Raw genomic sequence first — 22,769 nt, 5'->3', positions numbered from 1 at the left:
ATATAACTTTATTTTTTATCCCACCAAACCCTTCCGGTGATATCGCTAGGCCCTTGACCAAAATCAGGGTCTGCCTGCATGGTACGGTAGGCAGCCACAATGTTCTGGTAGTTTAAGTTAGTAATGGAAGGTATGGCTAACGCAGCTCTTCTTGGTATTGTTTGCTCTGTTCCGCTTGCTACAAGTTTCTCTAATTTAAGGATAGTTGACGAGTTTGGCATTCCGGTTCTTTTATAAAGTGCCCATGCCTCGCTTGGTTGCTTAAAAAAGTTGAGGTAAGCCTGTCCAATAATTTGATCTAAGGCCCGGCCTGCATCAAATTTGATATCTGTTTTATTCATATAGGTGGTTACCTCGGTAGCGTTTACTGCCACATAACTTAACGTACCTGTTCTATCTATAATTTGTGCTTTATTAGCTAAATCATCATAAAATGCAACAGATGCAGCAACACCTTTATTATACCAATCTTGGGCAGATTCTGTTGTTACGCCTCTCGCTGCCAATTCTGCACGCATAAAGCAAACATCAGCATAAGTGATGAGTGGAAATGCATTAATTCCTTTTCCGCCGTTCTCACCAGCAGCAAATAACCTTGGCTGAAGCATAGATAGTGAATCCATGGGTTGATTAACCGTTTGCCCCGTTCCATTTACCACCGATATGGAAATATTATTTAAAAAATTCGCAAATGCCGGAGCGGCAGAAACATCAGGGCTTGTTGGTACACCATAAAATCTTCTGGTATCAAATGTTGCAGCGGCAGGTATTTTATTTTGCGTTTTTGCCGTGGTAAAATTTGCCTGAGTGAAGGTATTCTCCTGGTAGAAAAACCTGATTCTTGGATCGCTGTTGTTATACATGAAATCTACTACAGGTTTGGGTGCACGTAGATTTAAGGCAGACCAATCTCCACCATCAGCATAAGTTGCATTTGCCTTAAAAACCCAGCTTTCAGCAGCAGCGTTGATAAGGCCACCTGGTGCAGCCAGAATTTCAAGAACTTTTGCCTTCATCTTATCAGGATTTCTTTTCATTAAACGCATGGCCATTCTCAATCTGGTGGAGTTTGCCACTTTGATCCAGTTGGAAATATTGCCCTGATAGAAAAGATCATTTGTACCCAATGAACTTTGTGCTACAGGTGGTGTGCTGTTTAATGTAGTTACCGCTGTTTTTAATTGTGCATCAAGCAAATCAAATAATACCTCCTGAGTATCATACTTGGGTGTTTCTGTGCCACCGCTTCTTACCAAAAATGCTTCCGTATAAGGCAGGCTTCCGGTTACATCAGAAACATAGAAAGCATAGTAAGCTTTTACGATGTGCGCAATTTCCACCTGAAAAACCCGTTTAGCCTGTTCTTCAGCAGATAGTTTCTTTACCAAGTCTTCCATATCAGTAAGGTTTCCTCCAACTTTTGGATAAAAATTACCATACCTCACGTTCCTGAAACTTGCCGCATCCGAAATAAAGGTAACCGCATTTCCATTTAGTGGCGTTGTCATTTGCATCCAGGGCATTATCGCTCTGAAATTATCATAATATGCTTCGAAACGATCAGCATGCATATTAATTACAGAATTCATGAACTGTTGTTCTGGGGTAATCTGATTTACAATAGTGGGATCGGTATTAAGTTCTACAAATTTTTCCTTTTTACACGATGATATGGATAGCCCGATTAATGCAGTTAGCATTAGGGTAGATTTTGTTTTCATTTTCATGGTCAATTTCTTTAACTGTTAAAATTATAACGCTGCTCTTACCGAGAGTGCGAAAGTGCGTACATAAGGCATACCACCATACTCTGCGAAAGAACCTGCACTATTGCTGAATAAACCTTCAGGATTTAAATGATCTGGCAGGCTGTTGTAGATGTACATTAGGTTACGCGCTGTAACGCCAACATTAACTTGTTTAAAGTTTATTTTATCGGTTAATTTCTTTGGTAAAGTGTAACCTAAAGACACCTCCCTTAAGGCTACCCAGCTATTTTCAAATGTAGAATATTCTCTAATTCCGGTAGACCATTGGGTTAACCTTGCATAATGAACCCTTGCACTAACTGGCTGAATAATTCCTCTTGCATTGGCTTCTTCAAAAGTTAAGCCGCCAACATTTACATTATTAATCATAGTTCCCTTGGCAAATACGCCATCAGGAATTATTCCGTCGTTGGCAATTACCGCACCTGAAGCATCTTTTCTTGGTAAACCGCCAAATTCAGCAGAACGGCCAAACAAGGTGCTTTCAAACGCTCCAAAGTTAGTTCCATACTGGTGCGTACCAGAAGCCAATAAACCACCTATTTTAGCATCTACCTGAAAGCCGAGGTTGAAATTTTTATATCTGATATTATTGATCGCACTGGCATTGAATTTTTCCATCATGGTACCCAGGTTTTTATTCCCCTGGCCTGCATCCCCACTTCTAAAATAGCTTCCGTTAGCCTTCAATAATTTCTTTCCATTATTTGGGTTGTCAATATTATTTCCGGCCGCATCTGTAGCCTGGTAAGTTGCATAACCATAACCCGTATAGATGCTTCCGTACTGTTCACCCGCAATGGCAACCGAGCTCATGTCGGCTCCAAATGCATAACCTAAAGTATAAGAATCTACTCCGGGAGCTAATTCGATAACTTTATTTCTGTTTCTGGCGAAATTGATTGTACTATTCCATTCCAGGTTAGTTGTTTTAATTGGAGTTCCCGTTAATAAAATTTCAATACCCTGATTTTGAATATTACCGGCATTAAACAGTTTCCGGGTTACACCAGATTCTGAAGGAAGCGCCAAAGATAAAATCTGGTTTGTGGTATTCTTTTTATAAAATGAGAAATCAATTCCTAAACGATCTTTAAAGAAACGCAGTTCGGTACCGAGCTCTAACTCTTTGGTAAGCTCATTCTTAAGCGTACTGTTTCCAAGGGTATACTCCGGATATCCATATCTCGGCAGCACTTTCCCTGTTTCGTCTGTATAGGTGCCAAGGAACTTGTATTTACCTGCGCTAGTTAAAAACGGACTGGTACCTAAACCTGTATAACCGAAGTTTGCACGCAATTTACCATAAGAAAGAAAATTGAATGCAGGCTTATTTTTCAGCGATTCTGAAAAAACATAAGAAAGACCTGCTGCAGGATAAACATAACTATGATCTCCTGTGCCATCTGGATAGGTTAACGTAGATGACCAATCGTTTCTTACACTAAAATTTAAGGTCAGCATGTTATTATAAGTCAGATCTCCAAAAGCATACAATGCATCTGTTCTCTGGCTACCGTCTAATTGGTTATCTGTAATTATCGGATTAACTGAATTTCCTAAGAAAAATTTACCTGGGTCTTTCAATCCCCCGTCTGTTCTAGATTTGGTAAAGTTGTTTCCAAAATCCTTTGTCGTTTCAGCACCTAAACTCATGTTAAAATCGAAAAGTTCGCTAAGTTTTTTGTTTCCGTTCAATAAAAATTGTAACCTGCTGCTTCTTTGATTCGATTGACTTAGGGCGTACTCACCGCCCGCAAAAGCTACTCCGCTACCAATATTTTTTGTCTCCCCATTAACATTTATTTGGTTTAAAGTTCCACGAACCAATGCATTTAACCATGGCGTAATATTTGCCTTAATATCTACATTACCTCTAAAATTGTTCTCTCTCTGCCTTACATTTCGTTCATTAAGGTCAAACCAAAGGCCAGAAAGACCATAAGCATCTTGATTACCGGTTAATACACCGCCAACAGCTGGGTCAAGATACCTGTCTTTCCAATAATTGGTGTCATAACTTCTTGGGTTGGCATATACCAAGGCGAAAAGTGGGTTACTGTTATTTGATTGATTAATTGGATTAAAACTATTGCTGATGGTATAGTTTACACCAGCGTTAATTTCGAATATCTTTCCGATTTTCTGAGATCCTCTAAAGTCAATCGCATCACGGTCAAATTTGTTATTTGGTAATATACCGGTACTATATAATTTAGAATAAGATAGCCTGAATGTTCCTGTTTCGCTACCCGCCTGGAAAGCTAGGTTAGAATTACTATAGTTTCCAAGTTTATAGGCGTCTAATAAATTATTTGGCTGTGCATTCCAGCTAATCATTCTGCCATCAATATCTTTAACCATACTTCCATCAAACCGGGGACCAAAACTCCAGAAATAATTTGCCGGATCAACGATTGGTGTACCTGAAGCATCTTTTGTAAAGGTCGGGTTGATACCTGCACCGAATTCATTCTGTAAATCCATTGTGCGATAGGCTTGCTCAATAGTTTGTGTATGAGAGAAAGATATACCAAGGCCCTGACCGCCTCTTCCTTTTTTCGATGTAATTAATAAAACCCCGTTTTGAGCGCGTGAACCATACAAAGAACTTGCTGCTGCACCCTTTAATACCGTAATGCTTTCATAGTCGTCAGCATTTAAGTTTTTCATAATATTACCAAAATCCTGAGGGCTATTGCCGTAACTATCTGCTCCGGTTACCCCTGGTTGGATTAATACTCCATCAATTACCACCAAAGGTTGGGTATTCGGGCTTAATGAAGAATTACCACGGATTCTGATTCGGGAAGAAGACTGCGGACCGCCAGAACCCTGATTGATCATTACGCCGGCAACTTTTCCCTGCAAGGCGTTTACAATATTCTGTTCATTCGCCCTTACCAGGTCTTCGCCTTTTACTTCCTGTATGGAATAACTCAGCTTTCTGGTTTGTTGTTTTACGCCGAAACCTGTTGTAACCGTAACTTCCTGCAGAGATTTCGAATCCTCTTTTAAAGTGATATTAAACACCTTTCTGCTGCCTACCGGAAGTTCCTGTCTAAGATAACCTACTGCAGAAAAAATTAAGGTTTCATTACCAGCAGCGTTAATTGCAAACTTACCATTTCCATCGGTTTGAGTAGCTTTCTGTGTCCCCTTTACAGATACATTGGCCCCGGGTAAAGGTCCTGATCCGTCAGTTACAGATCCTGTAATAACCGTCTGAGCATCGGCTGCTTTTGCTAAAAATAAAAGCAATAGCAAGCTCAAACATTTAAAGTAAATTTTCTTCATTTTAATGTTTTTTAGTGATTGTGAAATTGTTTTGGTTGATTGGTTGTTGGGTTTTCTTATCTGATTTTTTTAACGTTTAAGTGTTTAGAATTCGATTAATTTTTAAAATGTAGGGGGATTTTTATTGAAAGGAATCAATCAATAGGTGCATATCTAAATAGGAAGAGCATATGCCAATAATGGCATTTTTATAAATACGACGTTCGGTTAGCACTGAAATTAGTTAGTTGGTTTGTAATTAGTTATAACAAACTTAAAAAAAAAAATAAAAAGATATAATAACTTTATAAAAAAAATAAAAAGTTTAAATTCCTATTAACGAGGGTATTACAGAAAACATGACAGGATAAAGTATAATTTATGTCAATTTATGTATACGTGTGCTTTCAATTTAATAATTATGGCACATTTTGAACTCAATACCAATTGAGTATACCGTAGTCTGAATTTGTCTATATTAATGTTACTTTATCATTTATCCTTCAAATGTCAACCTATTCTCGACTATAAACCTGTACAATCTGCATATTTTCTTATCTTGTCACTTAAATTTTTAAAGGTTAAAATCAGGTAAATCCTACCCGTTTTCACATGAAATACATCGAAAAACTTCAATATATTACGCACGATCTTCCACATTTATCACACGTAGCGCAAGTCCAAATGGCTTGTGAAGCTGGTGCGAAGTGGATTCAATACCGCTGTTTAAGCAAAACCGATGAAGAACTTCTAACAGAAATTAATCTCATTGCCGAAATTTGCGATGATTGGGGCACTACATTAGTGGTAACTGATCATATCCATTTAAATGGCAAGGCCGATATCCAAGGATTTCACATAGAAAATATGGAAGCGGATTTCACCATCTTGCGTAAATTGGTTGGGGATGATATCACCTTAGGAGGTTCGGCAAATACACTGGAAAATATCATCAGGCTGGTTAATGAAGGAGCCGATTATACAGGCTTTGGCCCTTTTGCACATACAGCAACTAAGCCTAACGATTTGCCGCTTTTAGGTGTCGAAGGCTATTCCGTGATGCTGAAAAAACTGAAGGCATTATCTGTTGAGATTCCAATCCTGGCGGTTGGTGGTGTTAAATTTGCTGATGTTGAATCGCTGATGCAAACCGGAATTCACGGCATTGCAGTATCTGGCGCGATCAATTTGGCTGATGATTTTATCGAAGCCTATCAGGATTTTTATGATGTAGTGAAAGGCTAGTTTCAGAATCTCGATACTCGATACCTGATACTTACTACCCGATACTCACTACTCACTACTTACTACTTTCTACCCACCGCTACTCACACCAGATACTTCCTTACTTTTTTTTATCTTCGCATCATGTCATCACACCACATTGTAAAAGAAAAACAAGAGCCAGCTTTATATATAGACGAGCTTGGCAACTTTAATGAAGAACTTTTGGGGCAGCTATTGGAGTGGAGCCCAACACTTTTAGTTAACGGTGAAAATTATGATAAAATCTTTTCTTTAGGTTTAAAAGTTGATGTGTTGGTGAATGGCAGCACAGAAGATGTTCAGGAAGACACCAAAATTATTCAGGGTCCGGTTGATGCTTTAATGGTAGCGATAAATTATCTGTATGAAGAGAAATATCCGGCAGTAAATGTTATCGCCCGAAAATTCGATTTAGAAAAATTTGCCGGTTTTGAAGATCAGATTAACCTCGTTGTATTCACAGAAAAATCAAAACACTACCCTATAAAATCTGGCTTTTCGGTTTGGAAGCCTGCCGGAAGTGAGTTTTTAATTCATGGAAACCGATATCTCGAAGTGACCAATTTAATGCAAACCGAAGAAGAAATCTTTGTAGTGGTAAATGATGGTTTTGTGGAATTCACCTTCTCAGGACAGCCCATTTTTATTAGTGAACCGATATGATTACGTTAAGAAAAGCGAAAGAGCAGGATATAGCGGTAATTCGCGATATTGCTGCGGCGACATGGCCATCCACCTATTTAGACCTTATCGGTCAGGAGCAAATTGATTACATGCTCGAAAAAATGTATAATAAAGGAGAATTGTTACACCAATTTCTGGGAGGTCATATTTTTTTAATTGCAGAAGATAATGAAAATCAATATGGCTTCGCTGGATATTCAATTATTGATCTGGAAGAAAAAGTCTATAAGCTTCACAAGCTTTATGTGTTGCCATCCGCACATGGCAAAGGCGTAGGGAAACTGCTCATCAATGAAGTTTTTAATCAGGTTAAAGAAGCAGGCGCATCAGCCTTACAGCTCAATGTAAACAAACATAATAATGCCAAAGACTTCTATTTAAAAGGTGGCTTTGAAATTAAGGAATCTGTGCAGCTAGATATTGGCGAAGGTTATATCATGGATGATTATGTGATGGAATACAAATTCTAATCTCCTCAAAAATGCTAAAGCCTCAAACAATCAGTTTTTTACTGATCATTTGAGGCTTTATTTGTTTCAACTCTAATCCAGTTTACTGCTTTAATTTAGGAATTCTGGTAGGTGTATCTTTTCCATTTACAATTGAAGTTGCGCTCTTTGCAATGGCCTTAATGGTAGATAAAATATTTTCTACATCCAACGTACTATATTCATCTTTAACCGTGTGGTAAAATTTATCTACATCAATCTGATCGGTACTAATGGTGTGTGCCGGAACGCCTAAAGCCGCCAAGGTTGCATTATCGCTTCTATAAAATAAATTCTGTTCGGTGTAAGGATCTGGGTGGAAAGTAAACTCTGTTCCTGCCAGGTTTTTCTGTAAAATTTTTCCAAAATCAGATTTATCATAACCAGTAATAAAGGCTGTATTCTTACCAAATTTAGAATCTTTGCCAATCATCTCGATATTAAACATGGCCACTACTTCATCAGGATTTAGCTTACTGGAAAAATATTTTGCGCCAAAACCGCCGATTTCTTCAGCCGTAAAAGCAACAAAAATTAAGGTGCGTTCGTTATTTTTCTGTGCTTTATAATATTTAGCTAAAGCAATCATGGCGGTGGTTCCCGATGCATCATCATCAGCTCCATTTGCAATGCTATCTCCATCTACCGTTTTCAGTACCCCCAAATGATCGTAGTGCCCAGAAAAAACCACTAATTCTTTAGCCTTTGATTTACCAGGAATCATCCCGGTCACATTAAATAATGGCATTTTAGAAACTTTGCTCTTCAGCTCTACATTAAAGTCCGTAGCTTCATTGGTACCTAATACAAAAACCTGCACATTTGGTGTGCCGCTCATATCTTTTTCATCGATAGTTACCGGCTTATCAAAATAGCTTTTGTAGCGTTTAAAGTTCTCGGCGAACTTAGCATCAACTAAAACAACCTGGTTTTTCCCGGCAGACATCATGGCCCGGAACTGATTTAAAAATGGCTTTTCAGGATCAAGTTTAACAACAGTGGTATTTGATTTATCTAAAGTGATATTCTCCGCATTTATACCAGAAACGATCAAATTTTCTGCGGCAATCTCTTTTCCATCAATTTTAATGGCCTTACTTTCATTGGCAACCTGATATTTAAAGAAAGTCTGCCGAAAGTTTTTTTCACCTGTTAAAGGCTTTAAGCCTATTTTTTTAAATTCCGATTCAATAAAAGATGCTGCTTTATCAATGCCAGGTGTAAACGTCGCACGACCTTGCATCTCATCACTACTTAAGGTTTTAATTAGAAGATCGGTATATTCCCGGGTGATGATCTTATCGATATTTTGCGCACTCAGCTGTAAAGTTGCCATTCCGGCAAGCGTTAAAAGGAAGATTTTCTTCATAGTCTATTTATATTTTGCTGTTATTTAGATTTAGCTTTTTGCCGCGATAAAGATAGTTTCTAAGTTCGATAAGCGACATTAATCCTGCCATAAATTTTCCAAACGCTACCTGTAATTCCTTAATATTCCATTCTCTATCACTCCTGATCCCAGTCATATTTTTCTAAATCGCGATATGCTTTTCCTTTAATAATTTCTTTCCGTTTGGATGATTCAGAATCTACCCGGGTTTCATGAATATGATCAGCAACCTCCAAATGGAAATCTTTATCTTTTTTTGACTGATAGATAGAAACCTCATCGCCATCTGCTGTAGCATAATCATAAGGACCGCGGGCACTCATCAGCTTTACAAATACAGGCAAACATTCAAAAAAGATGAAGAGTAAACCAATAAATGTTACAGCCGTTGCGGTATTGCTGTCGCTGGTTCCATCTACGTTAAACTTTAGCTGCCCTAAAGCCCAGTTTCGATCGGCAAAGCCAGCGAGGTCTGCTAAACTATCGAGTTGTTTTTTGGTGTAAAGTTTTTCGGTAAATAAGCCGTCGAATTCCTTTCGCTTATCTACAAAAGATTCTGATTTATTAATCGTGGCCTTAAGCGAATCCAGCTCTACTTCGCGTTGTTTAATTTCTGCTTCTTTACGTTTTGCGTAAGGACCGTATCCCATCACACCAGATGTTTCGGCTGTTTTATTACCGAAAATTTCAAAATTCAGCTTCTGCCGGTCTGCTTTGATGCCTTTCTCTAATGAATCTCTGGTTGCTTTCTCCCGGTTTAACCGGCCAAATTCTACCTGGTATTTATTTTCAAAAGCTTTATTTAAAGTATCTATTTTAGATCGCTGACCATTGAGGTAACTCACCTTTAAACGCTCTTTAATCTCTTTATCGAAGATTTTTAATTCAATGGGTCTGGAAATAACCATCCCGATCATAATTGCCAGCAAAATCCGTGGCGTAGCCTGCAAAAGCTGCTTATTGGTACTGGCGCTTTTATTGATGCTCGATACAATGTATCTGTCCATATTAAAAATGGCAGCTCCCCATAAAAAGCCAAAAACAAGGGCAAAGATTACAGCCAGATCATCGCCTTTAAAAACGAAATACATGGCATAACCGCCCGAAAGCGCAGCAAATAAACCGGTAAAAAAGATGGTGGCACCAATGCCTGTATATTTATTCTGTTCTGTTGGATACTTTTCCAGTGTAGGGATATGTGCGCCAGAACAAAACCAGAAGAAACGGTTCAACTTGTCCATTGTAACAATTTATAGTTAAACGCTTAAGGGTTTAAGTTGTTACAGCCTGGCTTAAGATTATATGGCATTTTTTTGATGTTAACCGTAAAATTGAATTCCCTATATTTGCATAAACACAAAAATCAAAATGAAAGAAATATCGGTACAAGAACTAAAGGCAAAAATCGACAATAAAGAAGATTTTCAATTAATCGATGTTCGTGAGACATTCGAATATGAAGTTTCCAACCTCAATGGCGAAAATATTCCATTAGGTGGAATTTTAATTGAGGCAGAAAAAGTTTCAAAAGATAAGCCAGTTATTATTCAGTGCCGTAGTGGAAAAAGAAGCGCCGCTGCAGTAATGCAACTGGAAGCTCAATACGGGCACGAAAATTTATATAATTTAAAAGGTGGGATTCTAGCTTGGCAAGAAGCCTTTGACCCAAATATGCCGGTGTATTAATCATGTAATGAGTGAGTTTTGAATGAGTAAATGTGATTAGCATGTAGCTTATTCAAAATTCAATCACTTTATTAAAGGTAGAATGAGTGAATGTCATGAGCGTGAAACTTATTCGACATTCCAATAAATCTTTCATGCTACCACCTTCTCATTCCAAATTCAATCCTTCTTTCATTCAATAATTAAACCGTGGGTAAAAAATTTGCTTTAAATATCTTTTATAACCTGGCCATCATTCTCTCCATTTTTGGATTGGTTTGGTGTTATAATAATGCTAAATATCTTCCAGCCGGGTTTTTGGTTGGTGTTATTTGCTGCTTATTTTATTTTAAGTATCATCTAACGAAAGACATTAGGAAATCTTTTAAAGAAAAAGATCCGAAGTAACACCTTCCAGGCCCAAGCCAGGCAAATTCTTTAACCTATATTTTCCATTTTCAAAGGGCGGATTCGTAAAGGGATTATTTAGTGTTAGCCACGGTCCGTCTAAATCTGCCCAATTACAAAGTGGCGCCAGGGCCGCGGCCGCCAGGGTAGCACAACTCGTTTCGCTCATGCAGCCAATTAGTACCTTCATCCCGAAAGAACGGGCTTTTAAAATCATTTGGTGACCTTCATACATTCCGCAGCTTTTCATTAGTTTTACGTTAATACCATGGTAGGCGCCTTTTAATTGGTCCATATCAGCTAAACGCTGTACAGCCTCATCAGCTAGTAAAGGAATCGGGCTCCGTTCCGTTAACCATGCATTTCCATCCAGATCATTTTTATCCATGGGTTGTTCAATCAAAAGTACCCCCTGCTGGTGCAACCAGTAAATTAAGTCTATGGCTTTGATCCGGTCCGTCCATCCCTGGTTGGCATCAACATAAAGCGGAACATTAGTCATACGCCGAATAGTTTCAATAATTTCCTGGTCGTTATCACGTCCCAGTTTTACTTTAATCACTTTAAATTGTTCCGCATCTTTCAGTTTCTCGCGAATCACTTCCAGGGTATCAATGCCGATGGTATAAGAAGTAACTGGCATTTTAGAAAGATCAGCAGTATAGATTTCGTAACAAGGCTTATTTAAAATTTTACCATTTATATCATTTAAGGCAATATCAATAGCAGCTTTAATGGCTGGCTGGCCAGGAGCTATCGAATCGAGATAGGTAATAATCTCTTCAAAAATAAATGGGTGGTGAAACTGACTTAAATCAACCTGATTTAAAAACGCCTGTGCAGTTTCATAACTTTCGCCCATATAAGGCACCATTGAAGCTTCTCCATAACCAACTACATCCTCATACTGGATTTTTATTAGCATTAAAGGGGTACTGGTTCGTGTAAATTTAGAGATGGAAAAAGGGTGTTTTAAATCTAATTCGAAAGGCTTGCAACTAATCTTCATGATCGATCGTCTTTTTATTTAAATAAGGGAATATTACCTTACAAATCTCGTTAGCGGATGATAAAAACATTGGCTATATTCATCCGATTACTACTAAATGCGCTGGTTATGAAAAACACTTCAAGATTACGGTATTTTATTTATTTATCCTTAATAATATTAGGAGGATGTACCACCGGAAAGAATGCCTTGCAGAAAGGCGATTATGATACTTCAGTTGCTAAAGCAGTAGGCAGATTACAAAATTCGCCAAAAAATGGTGAAGCTACGCAGGTGTTAAAAACAGCTTATCAGCTTGCATTGCAAGATCATTTAAGGAAAATTGATGAGGCTAAATTATCCAATGATTTATTTAGATGGGAATCAATTATGTATGATTATCAAAAAATAAACCAGTTGGCAGATGAGATTAACACCTGCCCGGCATGTTTGGTGATCATTCCTTCGCCAGTAAAATACATCAGGGAGTTATCAGATAGTAGATATAATGCGGCTGCGGTGAGGTATAATTCGGGCGTAATTTACCTCCGCGAAAACAATCGCCAGTCAGCTAAAAAAGCTTACTACGAATTTGAAAAAGTTCAAAACCTGCAACCTGATTATAAGGATGTAAAAACAAAAATTGATGATGCTTTTTGGGCGGCCATTACCCGTGTGGTGGTTCAGCCAATTATCATTAACAGAGGGCCGTATCAATTAAGTGGTAATTATTTTCAACAGCAAATTAATGAGTTCATCAGCCACTACTCAAGAAATAAGTTTGTTATTTTTTATGCTGAAGACCAGGCAACGAATGAAAAAATTGTTCCGGATCAGGTCTTAAGTCTAAACTTTGATGATTTTATTGTCGGCCAGACTTATGTAAAAGAAAGAGTAGAAAAATTAACGCGCGATAGTGTGGTGATTGGTGAAACCCGCGACAAAAAAGCTGTTTACGGAACGGTAAAAGCAACCTTAAGCATCTTCGAGAAAAATATTTCATCTTCAGGTTTATTAGACATGACGATTACCGATTGGCAGAGCCGGAAGATTATTAAACAACAGAAATTTCCTGGCACTTATGTTTGGAGAGATAGTTGGGCCAGTTACCAGGGCGATGACCGGGCCCTAAATACAAACCAACTGGCCATGACAAGGAGGAAAGAAATTCTTCCACCGCCGCCTGATGCTTTATTTCTAGAGTTTACCAAGCCTATTTACAGTCAGCTGGTAGATGATATTAGTTACTTTTATAATAATTATTAAGCAAAGCCTTGATTGTTGGCCCGGATGAAACCCTTGGTTGGTGAGCCACCGACCAGGGAGACGTTGTAATCCAAACGTTAAAAAAAATCATCGTTAACCAGCGCTAGAAATATAATGGTTAATATTGCAGTAATGAATACTGGCTTATACAATCCCTTCCAAAATTTCGATTTTTTATATAAAAAATGTTTCTTAAGTGGCAACACTTTTAATTCGCCGGTCATTCAGATTCCGCTAATTCCGAAATGGTTGTTGGCGCAGGCTGCCTTAACTGGTGAGGAGCAAATTCAGTTTTTGGATGAAAGCATCCGTTCGTATAATACATTGGTTATTCCGGTAAATAGCGAGGTGAATGAACAGTTTTTGAATCCCCTCGAAAACAAGATAGAAAATGCTTTTGAAGCAGGTTATCCAGGCGTTTCTGAGTTAACAGCGCTTGATCTATTTAACTGGGTTGGTAAGTTTTTATATGGTTTTGTGTATATCGAAATGCATTCGGCGCTAAGAAAGGAAATGACGGCTGATGGTTTAAATATGTCTCAATCGCTGATGATGAAATTTGCGAACCTGAATTTCATGCTACAAAACCTATACACCAGCATTGAATTTGAAGATTTTTCGCCCTGGTCGATTACTATCGTTAAACTTGAGAATGAGGAGACGCCCTTTAGTTTCCGCGATGAAATTAATACCCTTACCTTTTCATTAAAACTAAAGGACTTTGGTATTATTGCCTGCCTGCAAGATAATGGCACTAATAAACGTTTTCATCAGGAAATTCTCAATGAAATTAAAGATAAAGCACTAACGGCAGAGCAGTTTGAAGAGCTAACGGCCCGTTTCTATTACTCTGCCTATCTTTTTAACAGATTACCTGAATATACTTTTATGCCTGTTGAAGGTACTACCTACATTGAGGCCATGCCCCTTCGTGGAAACATGAGTAAACCCTTATTTGATGTTTGGCAGCATAAGGTTTATGCGCAGGTATTGGAAAATTTCTGGAAACCCTGGGGTTACGTCAAGTTCGAAATTATTAAAGATCCCAATAATCCAATGAGTTTTTTTCAAAATCCATGTTTACCCACCGCCGGTTAGTGCAGCTATAAAATGTTGAATAATGCCAGGTACAAAAATTACAGTAAAAATTAACCCGGTTAAAGCACCAAAAAAATGGGCATCGTGGTTAATGTTATCCCTGGAGTTTTTGGAAGCATATGCACAATAGACCAGGTACAAGCCGCCAAATATAACTGCCGGAATCCCAATCGGGATAAACATGATGTAGATTTTTGAAAGGGGATTATAAAGGATATAACTAAAAAGCACGGCACTAATTGCTCCTGATGCACCCAGGCTATTGTAATGAAAATCATCTTTGTGCTTAAATACCGTTGGCAAATCACTTAAAATCAAAGCAATGAAATACATTAATCCAAATTGCCAGCTTCCCATCATTTGCTCCAGCGTAAAGGCGAAAGCATAAAAGGTAAACATATTGAAAAATAAGTGCATCCAATCGGCATGAATTAATCCACTGGTAATTAATGTAAAAACCTTATTTCCTTTGGAAACGCTATAAGGATGAAGCATAAATTTACCATATAAGCTTTGATCATAAAAAGCGTACAGACTGGTAACCAGTGTAAAAACAAAAATAATTGAGGCTACGGGAGCCACGTTTAGGTATTCCATTTGGGTTATTTTAAATCAAGTTTAGCAGGAATCATCAACCTGGCAATCGGATATCGATTGTGCGATTTCTCGTAATAATCAGAATTTTTATAGACAAAGTCAAGCTGAGCGGCTCCGTTTTTAGCAAAATCAGGATCAGATGACTTTTTATTTTCCAGTTTTGCTTTCAAATCAGGGTTGTCCTTTAACAGCTTATCCGCAGTATCTTCGAAAATATATGCTGAATAGTGTTCTTTCATATCCAGAATAGAATCGAAGAAATTCCAGTTAAAAAAAGAATCTGTAGCTTGTGGTTCCAATGTTTCTACAATGTACCGGTTGTTAGGCTGGTTTACGTATACCACAAAATCTCCTGCATAATATTGAAGACTTTGTCTGATCGGATTCACCTTCACTGCCGAATGCGGGTAATGACCTTCATAAGGTTTTGCGCCTGTTTTAAAATCATCTATATAATAGCTTTCAACTTCAATTTTGGTATTACTTTTCAGCTCCTGCATTTTCACCTGGTTGAGTTTTAGCAGTGTTATTACTTTATCCCAGGCCTTTGGAATGATATAAGCGATTGGTTTCTGAACCGAAATTGCAGGCTCGTATTTATTCCACTCTTTAATGGTTTTAGTATATGGTTTACGCTTATCGTAAAACAAACGATCAAACCCACTTACCCCACTTGGCTTTTTTCCGGCTTCAAAACCATTAAAGGGAATTTCATTCACTTCATTTTTGTTCAGCTGCCAGGTTAATGGAAACTCATGTTGTTTAGCAACGAAGGCATCTGCTTTCTGTTTATTTTCGAAAATAAGCTTTGCATCATGCTGAACAACATCTACGTAACTTTGCAGCAATTTATAGGTGGCATCTACCCGCAAATCAAAAGACTTGAGCATGTGTGTTTCTGGCATAAAGCCGATTACGTTATGCAATGCAGCATATCCTGTAGAATAGCGCGGCGATTCGATAAATCCGGTAATTCCGCTTTCAGGTGTTTCGCCGATGGAGTTTATATAAGGAATCATCGGGTAACCTTGCTTCGCCATTTTGCTATACAATTCTGGCACTAAGGTATTGGTCAGATATCCCGATAAGATAGAATTTAACTTATCTTTCTGAGTTGGAATCAGTGTCATTACGTACTGGTAATCTGCTCCGTTACTCGTATGGGTATCAACAAAAACCTGCGGTTGCCAGGTATTAAAAATCAGTTGTAATGCGGCTGAATTTTTCGAATCGGTTTTGATGAAATCACGGTTTAGATCCAGGTTTTTCGCATTACCCCGAAAACCATAAGCTAATGGTCCGTTTTGATTAGCCCTTGAGGTAGCCGAACGGTTAAAACTTCCATCAATATTATAAATTGGAATCACGCAGATTACTACATCTTTTGGCAATTTGTTATGAACCAATAAATCCCTGCTTAACATCATGGCCGCATCTATTCCCTCAGGTTCGCCCGGATGGATTCCATTATTAATTAACAGAACTGCTTTTTTTCTTTTTATAATTTCTGAAGGATCGAAGACCTGATCTTTTGATAATACCAATAAGTGCAGGGGGATGCCAAAATCTGTATTTCCATATGTGAAAAGTTTGGCTTCCGGGTATTTTTGGGCTAAATTTTTATAATAAGCAATGGCATCAGTATAGGTAGCTGTTTCTGTTTTGTTACGCTGCTCATAAGGGGTTTTTTGAGAAAAAACAGAAAATGAGAAAAGCACCAGGCAAAGCAAAAAAACGTTTCTCATAATAGGAAATTATTAAACGAATCTACAAAGTTTTGTGATAAGTTCTTACGTTTCCGAAGAAGTATTTAAATCCAATGGTATAGCTATTATAAGTATCAGGATCATAATTTTTAAATTTAGCAGCTGGATCATCATAGCCATCCAATCCCTCACCGAAAGTGAAGTTACTTTGCAAATTAAGATTAATCGCGTAGCGTATATAACCATAACCATCATAAAGAAAATAATTATAGCCTATACTAATAGGTACCCAGATATTTCTGGTCTTATCCTGGCCGGGAAAGGGGCCGAACCCCGGATCGTATGCTGCCCAAGGCGGTTTAAAACGCACAATATCGGTAATATTGTTATTAATTACACCTACGCCAATACCAGCATAAACTCCTTTAATATTATCGAGAAATTTACTACTCTCAAAATCAATAACTTCACCAAGCATAAACTTAAAATTTGCGCCAATCGTTGTATATTTATTAGCGAATTGCCTGTTGTGAGTGTCCGTGCGAATATTTCCGCCCTGTACCAAACCATATTGTGCTTCAAGCCCGAGGGTAACAAAAGGCGTAAAATGAAAATTAAGTTCGCCATAAGCGGTGTGGCCCCAGTTTCCTTTTTTTACGTCTGTTCTAGAAAAGTTTGGACCAGCACCAATCCCACCAGACCATTTAAAATAATTGGATTGCGCAAAAGAGAAATGTATAAGCAGGGTAAATATAATAGTCAGGAGAGTAGACTTCAGGAGTTTAGGTGTCATTGGGCGTTTTTTACAAAAATAATATGTTTATCGAATATTTATAACTTTTACCTTTGATTTATGAGCAAGTACATCAATTTAGACCAATCCTTATCGCAAAGATTTATCAGATATGCGAAAATCGATACCCAATCTGATCCTAATTCTCCTACCTGTCCTTCTACTCTTAAACAGAAAGATTTAGGTGCGTTATTGGTAAATGAACTATTGGAAATGGGCATTTCTGATGCAGAAATGGATAATAATGGATATGTTTATGGAACGATTCCATCCAACACTGACAAAAAAATACCGATAATTTTCTTTTGTTCTCATATGGATACCTCGCCTGATTGTAGTGGAGCAGATGTAAAACCGATTATTCATGATAATTATCAAGGAGAAGATTTAATTCTTCCTGATGACCACAATATCGTGCTAAAATTGTCTGATCATAAAGACTTAAAACAGCAGATTGGTAATGATATTATTACGGCTAGCGGTACCACCTTATTAGGTGCAGACAATAAGGCAGGCCTTGCCGAAATTATGGAAGCAGTAAATTTCCTGGTTAAAAATCCTGATGTGAAACATGGAACCATTAAAATCCTCTTCACACCAGATGAAGAAATTGGTCGTGGCGTTGATCAGGTAGACTTAAAAAAGCTAGGTGCAGATTTTGGTTATACCGTAGATGGAGAAACACTGGGGTCAATTGAAGATGAAACTTTTTCTGCAGATGGAGCAACTTTAATAATTAATGGAGTAAGTACGCATCCGGGTTTTGCAAAAGGCAAAATGGAAAGTGCAATAAAAATTCTTGCAGATGTTATTGCTGCTTTACCAAAGGATGCTTTAACGCCGGAGGCTACGCACCAAAAAGAAGGTTTTATCCATCCTGTTAGTTTTTCAGGCCAGGTAGAACAGGCAGAAGCACATTTCATTATCAGAGATTTTACTGATGAGAAATTAGCCGAACATGGACAGTTTCTGGAGCAAACAGTAAAACAAGTAATGGTAAATTACCCTAACGCCACTTTTGATTTAAAAATTAAGGCACAATACAGAAACATGAAGCAGATTCTGGATCAACATCCTCAAATCGTTCAGTTTGGAATTGAAGCCATTAAAAGAGCAGGCATTGTGGCTAAACCACAAAGCATTCGTGGCGGAACAGATGGTTCGAGATTATCTTTTATGGGATTGCCTTGTCCGAATATATTTGCTGGTGAACATGCTTTTCATAGCAAACAAGAATGGGTAAGCTTACAGGATATGGAAAAAGCCGTGCAAACGATTATTAATATCGCCTGTATCTGGGAAGAAAAAGGGTCTCTTTAGCCTAAGTTATAAGTCCTAAGTCTATAGTCCGGAGTCGGAAGTTTGGATATCAAGTATCAACTTTAGACTTTGGACTCTCGACTTTAGACTCTGGCCTAAAAAATCTGTCCGATATCTAAACGATTAATTTTTCCGCTTTTATCCAGTTGAAATTTGAATGCTGTTTTAAAGTCTCCCCATTGATCAGAATGAAAATCTCCATATACCGAGAGGCCATTATCTTCTACTTTATCGATATTAATAAAACGCTCATGACCGAAAGCTTTTTTAAAGAAGTTCGTAAACTGCATTTGATTGCCATCTTCAGAAAAGGCAACGTTCTCGCTAAATAACGCAAACCAACCTTTTAAATCGCCGTTTTGTAAAGCTGTAATTGCCGCTTTCACTTTAGCATTTGATAATTTTGATAAATCTACAGCCATAATTTAAGTTGTTTGATGTGCGGGGTGCCTTCAGACTCCTTAACAATGTTTAACGTCGAGTATAAGCTTAAATAGTAACAATATCATTTCTAATCTCATATTGTTTTCAATTCTGTAACCGGGCATCCAAATTTAGTAAAAAAGATATTTTTTAAAGCATCATATTTATTACATTAGCACACCATGATAACTCTTGAAAACGATTACATTAAAGTAAGCTTAGCAGCTAAGGGAGCAGAACTCCAGCGTTTATTTAGTAAAGAAACCAAATTGGAATACCTATGGAATGGGGATGATCAGTACTGGGGAAAACATAGTCCGGTTTTATTTCCAATTGTTGGTGCTTTAAAAAACGACAGCTACACCTATAAAGATAAAACTTACCACTTGCCCCGCCATGGTTTTGCCCGCGATCAGGTTTTTAAAACCGAAACAATAAGCGATACTGAAGCTGTTTTTACTTTAACGGAAACCGAAGAAAGTTTAAAAGTATATCCCTTTCACTTCGAACTTAAATTAAAATATCAGCTTAAGGATAGAAAACTAATCCTCACCTACGAAGTCATTAATACGGGTAAGGAAGAGTTACTTTTTTCGCTTGGTGCGCACCCTGCCTTTGCCGTTCCAAACACTCCAAATACAGATTATACCGATTATTACCTGGCATTTAATGCTGATGATAATTTAACCTATTGGAAGCTTGATAATGGTTTAATAGCAAAAGATACAGGAAACATTAAATTAGATGGGCATAAGTTAAATCTGAAACACGACTTGTTTTATAATGATGCATTGGTTTTTAAAACCATGCAAAGTAATTGCATTAGTTTATTGAACATAAAAAATGATTATGGTTTACATTTTCATTTTGATGATTTTCCATTTTTCGGCATCTGGGCTGCAACTGATGCACCTTTTGTTTGCCTCGAACCTTGGTGTGGCGTAGCAGATGAGGTAGACCACAATCTGGAACTTCCACATAAAGAAGGTATAGTTCAATTACCCGCAGGCCAAAATTGGGAACGTTTTTGGGAAGTAGAATGCTTTTAGATTTAGGAACCCTAATTGTCATAAACTCATCAACAAAAAAACTAAAATTTTGATTTGAATAATGGAATGAGTTTGTGATATCAGTACATAAGGAATTAAATTTTAAGAAGTTATTTATGTTAATTATTATTTGCAATATATTTAAGTTGCAAGCTATATTTACGGAGAACGTAGGTAATGCAGGGGGCGGAAGAGCTGTTGTTAATTTATCTAATACTTTCAAAACTTAGGTTATTTAGCTGACAATCATATGTATTAGCATGTAGTGCAGATAACATAGCCGCGGTAAAGGCATTTGGAAAGTTAAGTTTAGCTGCAAATGTAGCTGGTTTTGCATTTGATTCAGCGGCATTGATTAATCACTATACTAATAACATAGGTGATATGGATGGAATTAGGTTCACAATCAAAACAGGTTCTACCGGCACTGCGATTCTAGCAGGTGTTGGAGTTGGAAGTGCTGTGGTTGTTGAATTTATTTTAAGTGTTACAGGATTGGCAGCAGAATATGCCTATGATACGCTTTCAGAATCTTTAAATAGAATGTGGAGCAATTTTGTTATTGATTTTAGCAATGGGGGCTTGCCTCTACCAATGTAATGTACAGTGTAACTTTAAAAAATCATTACCTTTTAATAAAGGAAAGTTTATTTGTTATTATAACATATTTCATAATAATAGTATTTGCTTTAGTTATGCAGTTCCATAATTTTGAATTGTTTATGATATTTTTCACAATTGGCTTTATACTTTTTTTTTCACCTGTAATAATTCTTCATTACACATACTATCTACAAGCTAAAAATATGATGATAGAGTTTAACGAGTACGGTTTACGGGTTTTCGAAGGGAGTATATGGAAAACAATAAGAAATGAAGACATCATTAGTGTGGAACTGTATTTATCTACCTCATATGCTGAAAATGGATATTCCACCGGAAGATATCCCTCGGAAGAATACTATTATTCAAAAATTATAACTCATTCAGACGTAGTAATTATTAATAATCTACTGTATCCAGAACTTTTAAATATTGATAAATTTTTAGATTTAAGTAAATTTAAATATATAACAAGACTATTTGCATTTCTGCCATGAAACTTAAACCACTCTTTTTTTTAGCTCTGTTTTATTTTTTTATCATTCTTATCATTTATGCTGGGTGGGCGAATACACAACATGGACATGGGGTTGTTACCAAAATATTTAATATACTTATGACATTTTTCTCCTATCCTTTGATCGTTTTACGAGATTCCTTTGAGGTGAAAATAAACATGATTTTTTTGACAGTTAATTATATTATTGTCTCGTTAATTCTAACAGCGATTACTGGAAAAATTCGACATGTCTTTTCAAGAAAGACGTCCTAATTTATTGCAAGTGAAATATACATAAGCTTTTCCAAGCTACCTTGTATTGTCTAGTACGTCGTATAATCTTGATTAAGACTTTACAAGGGGGCTTGATACTTGATAAAACACTGATTACCCCTCCGCACTACATATTAGGGAATAAAGCATTTAATTTTCCCTTATGCATTCATAAATAGCATTAAGGAGAAATTTACAATATATATATAGCCTTTTTGTCTTGAAAGGCTATACAGTGGAAGCTGCCAATACAATATGTTATTTACAATGTAATCGTCCGATAAGCAATTATCATATATTAATATTTTAGCTGTTCAGCATCCGTATAATCAGATATACGATATCTTAGCACATTGGAGGAATGAAAATCCAGATCCCGCAAATTAATGAAACTAAGAAATTGCATAAAACAGAAAACACTTTCTGAGATGAAACAATATAATTACCAAAAACCATGAAATAATGATAACTGGTTTTACAAAAACCGTTCTTTTTTTAAAAATACTATCTTCTTAATTCCCATTCACAGGTTCAATTTGCTCAACAGGTAATAGAAAAACTTGGATTTATTATAGTATTAAGAACTTTCGATTCATTCTAAAATGATTTAAATTTAGAGAAACAACATCAAATCTATCCTGTTCTATTATCAAGTTTTAACAAAAAAGATAATATGGATAATCAGGTAGAAAAAAATAAGGCAATATGTAAAGTGTTCTTTGATGAATTATTTAATCAGAAAAACATTGATGCAATTGACCAATTCGTCGATAGCAATGTAACCATTCAAAATCCCTTTCCGGGCCAAAGAACAGGTGCCGATGGGTATCGCGATATTAGTCAGATTTATAGTATTGCCTTCCCTGATTTGAAAATCAGCTTTAACCATATTTTAGGCGATGGCGATAAAGTAACTTGCCATTTCACTTTAACAGGTACTCATAAAGACGTTTTTATGAATGTGCCAGCCACGGGTATAAAAGTAGAATACGATTTGGTTTATATTGTAAAATTTAACAACGAAAAAATTACCGAGCATTGGTCATTAGTAGATTCGCTTAGCGTACTACAACAAATAGGTGCGGTTTCTATTTAAATAAAGAGAAGAAACTTAAGTTAAACCTATTGATTACGATATTAAAGTGATTATGATATATTGATCATTTTTGAGGCGATCGCCATTAACTTAAAATAAGGCTTTGAAATAA

Annotated in this window: 20 protein-coding genes; 11 read left to right on the top strand and 9 right to left on the bottom strand. The window is 37.0% G+C overall.

All coding sequences use genetic code 11. The features are described 5' to 3' along the window. Positions 1-8: 8 nt before the first annotated feature. Positions 9-1,727, bottom strand: a complete 1,719-nt coding sequence (locus SOM16_RS09135; protein ID WP_320463699.1) for a SusD/RagB family nutrient-binding outer membrane lipoprotein — start codon at positions 1,725-1,727, stop codon at positions 9-11. A 24-nt stretch (positions 1,728-1,751) separates the two neighbouring features. Further along, on the bottom strand, positions 1,752-5,066 hold the full coding sequence (locus SOM16_RS09130) for a SusC/RagA family TonB-linked outer membrane protein (protein ID WP_320463698.1): 3,315 nt from the start codon (positions 5,064-5,066) through the stop codon (positions 1,752-1,754). 591 nt (positions 5,067-5,657) lie between these two features. Between SOM16_RS09130 and SOM16_RS09125 the strand changes: the two genes are divergently transcribed. The 3 genes from SOM16_RS09125 (at position 5,658) to SOM16_RS09115 (ending at position 7,465) form a co-directional block, all read left to right on the top strand. Beyond that, positions 5,658-6,290 (top strand): thiamine phosphate synthase, encoded by a 633-nt coding sequence (locus SOM16_RS09125; protein ID WP_320463697.1) that lies wholly within the window; start codon positions 5,658-5,660, stop codon positions 6,288-6,290. A gap of 123 nt (positions 6,291-6,413) precedes the next feature. Next, positions 6,414-6,974: a thiamine pyrophosphokinase gene (locus SOM16_RS09120; RefSeq protein ID WP_320463696.1), complete on the top strand. Its 561-nt coding sequence runs from the start codon at positions 6,414-6,416 to the stop codon at positions 6,972-6,974. Further along, complete coding sequence (locus SOM16_RS09115) at positions 6,971-7,465, top strand: GNAT family N-acetyltransferase (protein ID WP_320463695.1); 495 nt, start codon at positions 6,971-6,973, stop codon at positions 7,463-7,465. The genes SOM16_RS09120 and SOM16_RS09115 overlap by 4 nt, the downstream gene beginning before the upstream one ends. Positions 7,466-7,547: 82 nt before the next feature. Here SOM16_RS09115 and SOM16_RS09110 read toward each other — a convergent pair whose 3' ends face one another. Together SOM16_RS09110 and SOM16_RS09105 are read right to left on the bottom strand one after the other, a co-directional pair. Beyond that, on the bottom strand, positions 7,548-8,852 hold the full coding sequence (locus tag SOM16_RS09110; protein WP_320463694.1) for a M20/M25/M40 family metallo-hydrolase: 1,305 nt from the start codon (positions 8,850-8,852) through the stop codon (positions 7,548-7,550). A 137-nt stretch (positions 8,853-8,989) separates the two neighbouring features. After that, a complete protein-coding gene (locus SOM16_RS09105; protein ID WP_320463693.1) occupies positions 8,990-10,114 on the bottom strand; it encodes a DUF4407 domain-containing protein in 1,125 nt (374 codons plus the stop codon). Positions 10,115-10,241: 127 nt separating this feature from the next. On the opposite strand from SOM16_RS09105, the gene SOM16_RS09100 reads away from it, so the two are divergent. After that, a complete protein-coding gene (locus SOM16_RS09100; protein WP_320463692.1) occupies positions 10,242-10,559 on the top strand; it encodes a rhodanese-like domain-containing protein in 318 nt (105 codons plus the stop codon). Between the two features lie 189 nt (positions 10,560-10,748). Next, positions 10,749-10,946, top strand: coding sequence for a DUF6358 family protein (locus tag SOM16_RS09095; protein ID WP_320463691.1), 198 nt, complete (start codon positions 10,749-10,751; stop codon positions 10,944-10,946). Here SOM16_RS09095 and SOM16_RS09090 read toward each other — a convergent pair. Next, a complete protein-coding gene (locus tag SOM16_RS09090; RefSeq protein WP_320463690.1) occupies positions 10,924-11,955 on the bottom strand; it encodes a dipeptide epimerase in 1,032 nt (343 codons plus the stop codon). The genes SOM16_RS09095 and SOM16_RS09090 overlap by 23 nt on opposite strands. A gap of 108 nt (positions 11,956-12,063) precedes the next feature. Here SOM16_RS09090 and SOM16_RS09085 point away from each other — a divergent pair, with 108 nt between their 5' ends. Together SOM16_RS09085 and SOM16_RS09080 are read left to right on the top strand one after the other, a co-directional pair. Then, the gene (locus tag SOM16_RS09085) at positions 12,064-13,200 is read left to right on the top strand and encodes a hypothetical protein (RefSeq protein WP_320463689.1); all 1,137 of its coding nucleotides are present in this window, start codon (positions 12,064-12,066) and stop codon (positions 13,198-13,200) included. 132 nt (positions 13,201-13,332) lie between these two features. After that, positions 13,333-14,298, top strand: coding sequence for a hypothetical protein (locus tag SOM16_RS09080; RefSeq protein ID WP_320463688.1), 966 nt, complete (start codon positions 13,333-13,335; stop codon positions 14,296-14,298). On the opposite strand, the gene SOM16_RS09075 is transcribed toward SOM16_RS09080, so the two are convergent. Genes SOM16_RS09075 through SOM16_RS09065 form a run of 3 tightly spaced genes read right to left on the bottom strand, consistent with a single transcriptional unit; the run spans position 14,281 to position 17,394 of the window. Beyond that, positions 14,281-14,895: a rhomboid family intramembrane serine protease gene (locus SOM16_RS09075; RefSeq protein WP_320463687.1), complete on the bottom strand. Its 615-nt coding sequence runs from the start codon at positions 14,893-14,895 to the stop codon at positions 14,281-14,283. The two genes, SOM16_RS09080 and SOM16_RS09075, sit on opposite strands and share 18 nt — an antisense overlap. Positions 14,896-14,900: 5 nt before the next feature. Beyond that, positions 14,901-16,640 (bottom strand): M14 family metallopeptidase, encoded by a 1,740-nt coding sequence (locus SOM16_RS09070; protein WP_320463686.1) that lies wholly within the window; start codon positions 16,638-16,640, stop codon positions 14,901-14,903. A gap of 22 nt (positions 16,641-16,662) precedes the next feature. Next, entirely contained in the window at positions 16,663-17,394 is a 732-nt protein-coding gene (locus tag SOM16_RS09065; protein WP_320463685.1) for a hypothetical protein, read from the bottom strand. 60 nt (positions 17,395-17,454) lie between these two features. Between SOM16_RS09065 and pepT the strand changes: the two genes are divergently transcribed. Further along, positions 17,455-18,714 (top strand): peptidase T, encoded by a 1,260-nt coding sequence (gene pepT, locus SOM16_RS09060; RefSeq protein ID WP_320463684.1) that lies wholly within the window; start codon positions 17,455-17,457, stop codon positions 18,712-18,714. Between the two features lie 95 nt (positions 18,715-18,809). Here the strand turns inward: pepT and SOM16_RS09055 are convergent, their stop codons facing one another. After that, positions 18,810-19,136, bottom strand: coding sequence for a hypothetical protein (locus tag SOM16_RS09055; protein ID WP_320463683.1), 327 nt, complete (start codon positions 19,134-19,136; stop codon positions 18,810-18,812). Positions 19,137-19,319: 183 nt separating this feature from the next. Here SOM16_RS09055 and SOM16_RS09050 point away from each other — a divergent pair, with 183 nt between their 5' ends. The 3 genes from SOM16_RS09050 to SOM16_RS09040 all read left to right on the top strand — a co-directional run bounded on the left by SOM16_RS09050 (position 19,320) and on the right by SOM16_RS09040 (position 22,657). Continuing rightward, the gene (locus SOM16_RS09050; RefSeq protein WP_320463682.1) at positions 19,320-20,186 is read left to right on the top strand and encodes an aldose 1-epimerase family protein; all 867 of its coding nucleotides are present in this window, start codon (positions 19,320-19,322) and stop codon (positions 20,184-20,186) included. A gap of 384 nt (positions 20,187-20,570) precedes the next feature. Continuing rightward, entirely contained in the window at positions 20,571-20,786 is a 216-nt protein-coding gene (locus tag SOM16_RS09045; RefSeq protein WP_320463681.1) for a hypothetical protein, read from the top strand. Positions 20,787-22,234: 1,448 nt separating this feature from the next. Next, the gene (locus SOM16_RS09040) at positions 22,235-22,657 is read left to right on the top strand and encodes an ester cyclase (protein ID WP_320463680.1); all 423 of its coding nucleotides are present in this window, start codon (positions 22,235-22,237) and stop codon (positions 22,655-22,657) included. The last annotated feature ends 112 nt before the right edge of the window (positions 22,658-22,769 follow it).

Origin of the sequence: Pedobacter sp. CFBP9032, assembly GCF_034045265.1 — a bacterium.
Taxonomy (GTDB): domain Bacteria; phylum Bacteroidota; class Bacteroidia; order Sphingobacteriales; family Sphingobacteriaceae; genus Pedobacter.
Note: the sequence above shows the minus strand (reverse complement) of the source record. Positions and strands in the feature narration are given on the sequence as shown.

What these genes read in the sequence shown, in the direction of transcription:
- SOM16_RS09115 (WP_320463695.1), top strand. Translation starts at nt 6,971, where the DNA reads ATGATTACGTTAAGAAAAGCGAAAGAGCAGGATATAGCGGTAATTCGC.
- SOM16_RS09055 (WP_320463683.1), bottom strand. Translation starts at nt 19,136, where the DNA reads ATGGCTGTAGATTTATCAAAATTATCAAATGCTAAAGTGAAAGCGGCA.
- SOM16_RS09045 (WP_320463681.1), top strand. Translation starts at nt 20,571, where the DNA reads ATGGATGGAATTAGGTTCACAATCAAAACAGGTTCTACCGGCACTGCG.
- SOM16_RS09040 (WP_320463680.1), top strand. Translation starts at nt 22,235, where the DNA reads ATGGATAATCAGGTAGAAAAAAATAAGGCAATATGTAAAGTGTTCTTT.
- SOM16_RS09075 (WP_320463687.1), bottom strand. Translation starts at nt 14,895, where the DNA reads ATGGAATACCTAAACGTGGCTCCCGTAGCCTCAATTATTTTTGTTTTT.
- SOM16_RS09090 (WP_320463690.1), bottom strand. Translation starts at nt 11,955, where the DNA reads ATGAAGATTAGTTGCAAGCCTTTCGAATTAGATTTAAAACACCCTTTT.
- SOM16_RS09135 (WP_320463699.1), bottom strand. Translation starts at nt 1,727, where the DNA reads ATGAAAATGAAAACAAAATCTACCCTAATGCTAACTGCATTAATCGGG.
- SOM16_RS09110 (WP_320463694.1), bottom strand. Translation starts at nt 8,852, where the DNA reads ATGAAGAAAATCTTCCTTTTAACGCTTGCCGGAATGGCAACTTTACAG.
- SOM16_RS09120 (WP_320463696.1), top strand. Translation starts at nt 6,414, where the DNA reads ATGTCATCACACCACATTGTAAAAGAAAAACAAGAGCCAGCTTTATAT.
- SOM16_RS09050 (WP_320463682.1), top strand. Translation starts at nt 19,320, where the DNA reads ATGATAACTCTTGAAAACGATTACATTAAAGTAAGCTTAGCAGCTAAG.
- SOM16_RS09070 (WP_320463686.1), bottom strand. Translation starts at nt 16,640, where the DNA reads ATGAGAAACGTTTTTTTGCTTTGCCTGGTGCTTTTCTCATTTTCTGTT.
- SOM16_RS09105 (WP_320463693.1), bottom strand. Translation starts at nt 10,114, where the DNA reads ATGGACAAGTTGAACCGTTTCTTCTGGTTTTGTTCTGGCGCACATATC.
- SOM16_RS09125 (WP_320463697.1), top strand. Translation starts at nt 5,658, where the DNA reads ATGAAATACATCGAAAAACTTCAATATATTACGCACGATCTTCCACAT.
- SOM16_RS09130 (WP_320463698.1), bottom strand. Translation starts at nt 5,066, where the DNA reads ATGAAGAAAATTTACTTTAAATGTTTGAGCTTGCTATTGCTTTTATTT.
- pepT (WP_320463684.1), top strand. Translation starts at nt 17,455, where the DNA reads ATGAGCAAGTACATCAATTTAGACCAATCCTTATCGCAAAGATTTATC.
- SOM16_RS09100 (WP_320463692.1), top strand. Translation starts at nt 10,242, where the DNA reads ATGAAAGAAATATCGGTACAAGAACTAAAGGCAAAAATCGACAATAAA.
- SOM16_RS09085 (WP_320463689.1), top strand. Translation starts at nt 12,064, where the DNA reads ATGAAAAACACTTCAAGATTACGGTATTTTATTTATTTATCCTTAATA.
- SOM16_RS09065 (WP_320463685.1), bottom strand. Translation starts at nt 17,394, where the DNA reads ATGACACCTAAACTCCTGAAGTCTACTCTCCTGACTATTATATTTACC.
- SOM16_RS09080 (WP_320463688.1), top strand. Translation starts at nt 13,333, where the DNA reads ATGAATACTGGCTTATACAATCCCTTCCAAAATTTCGATTTTTTATAT.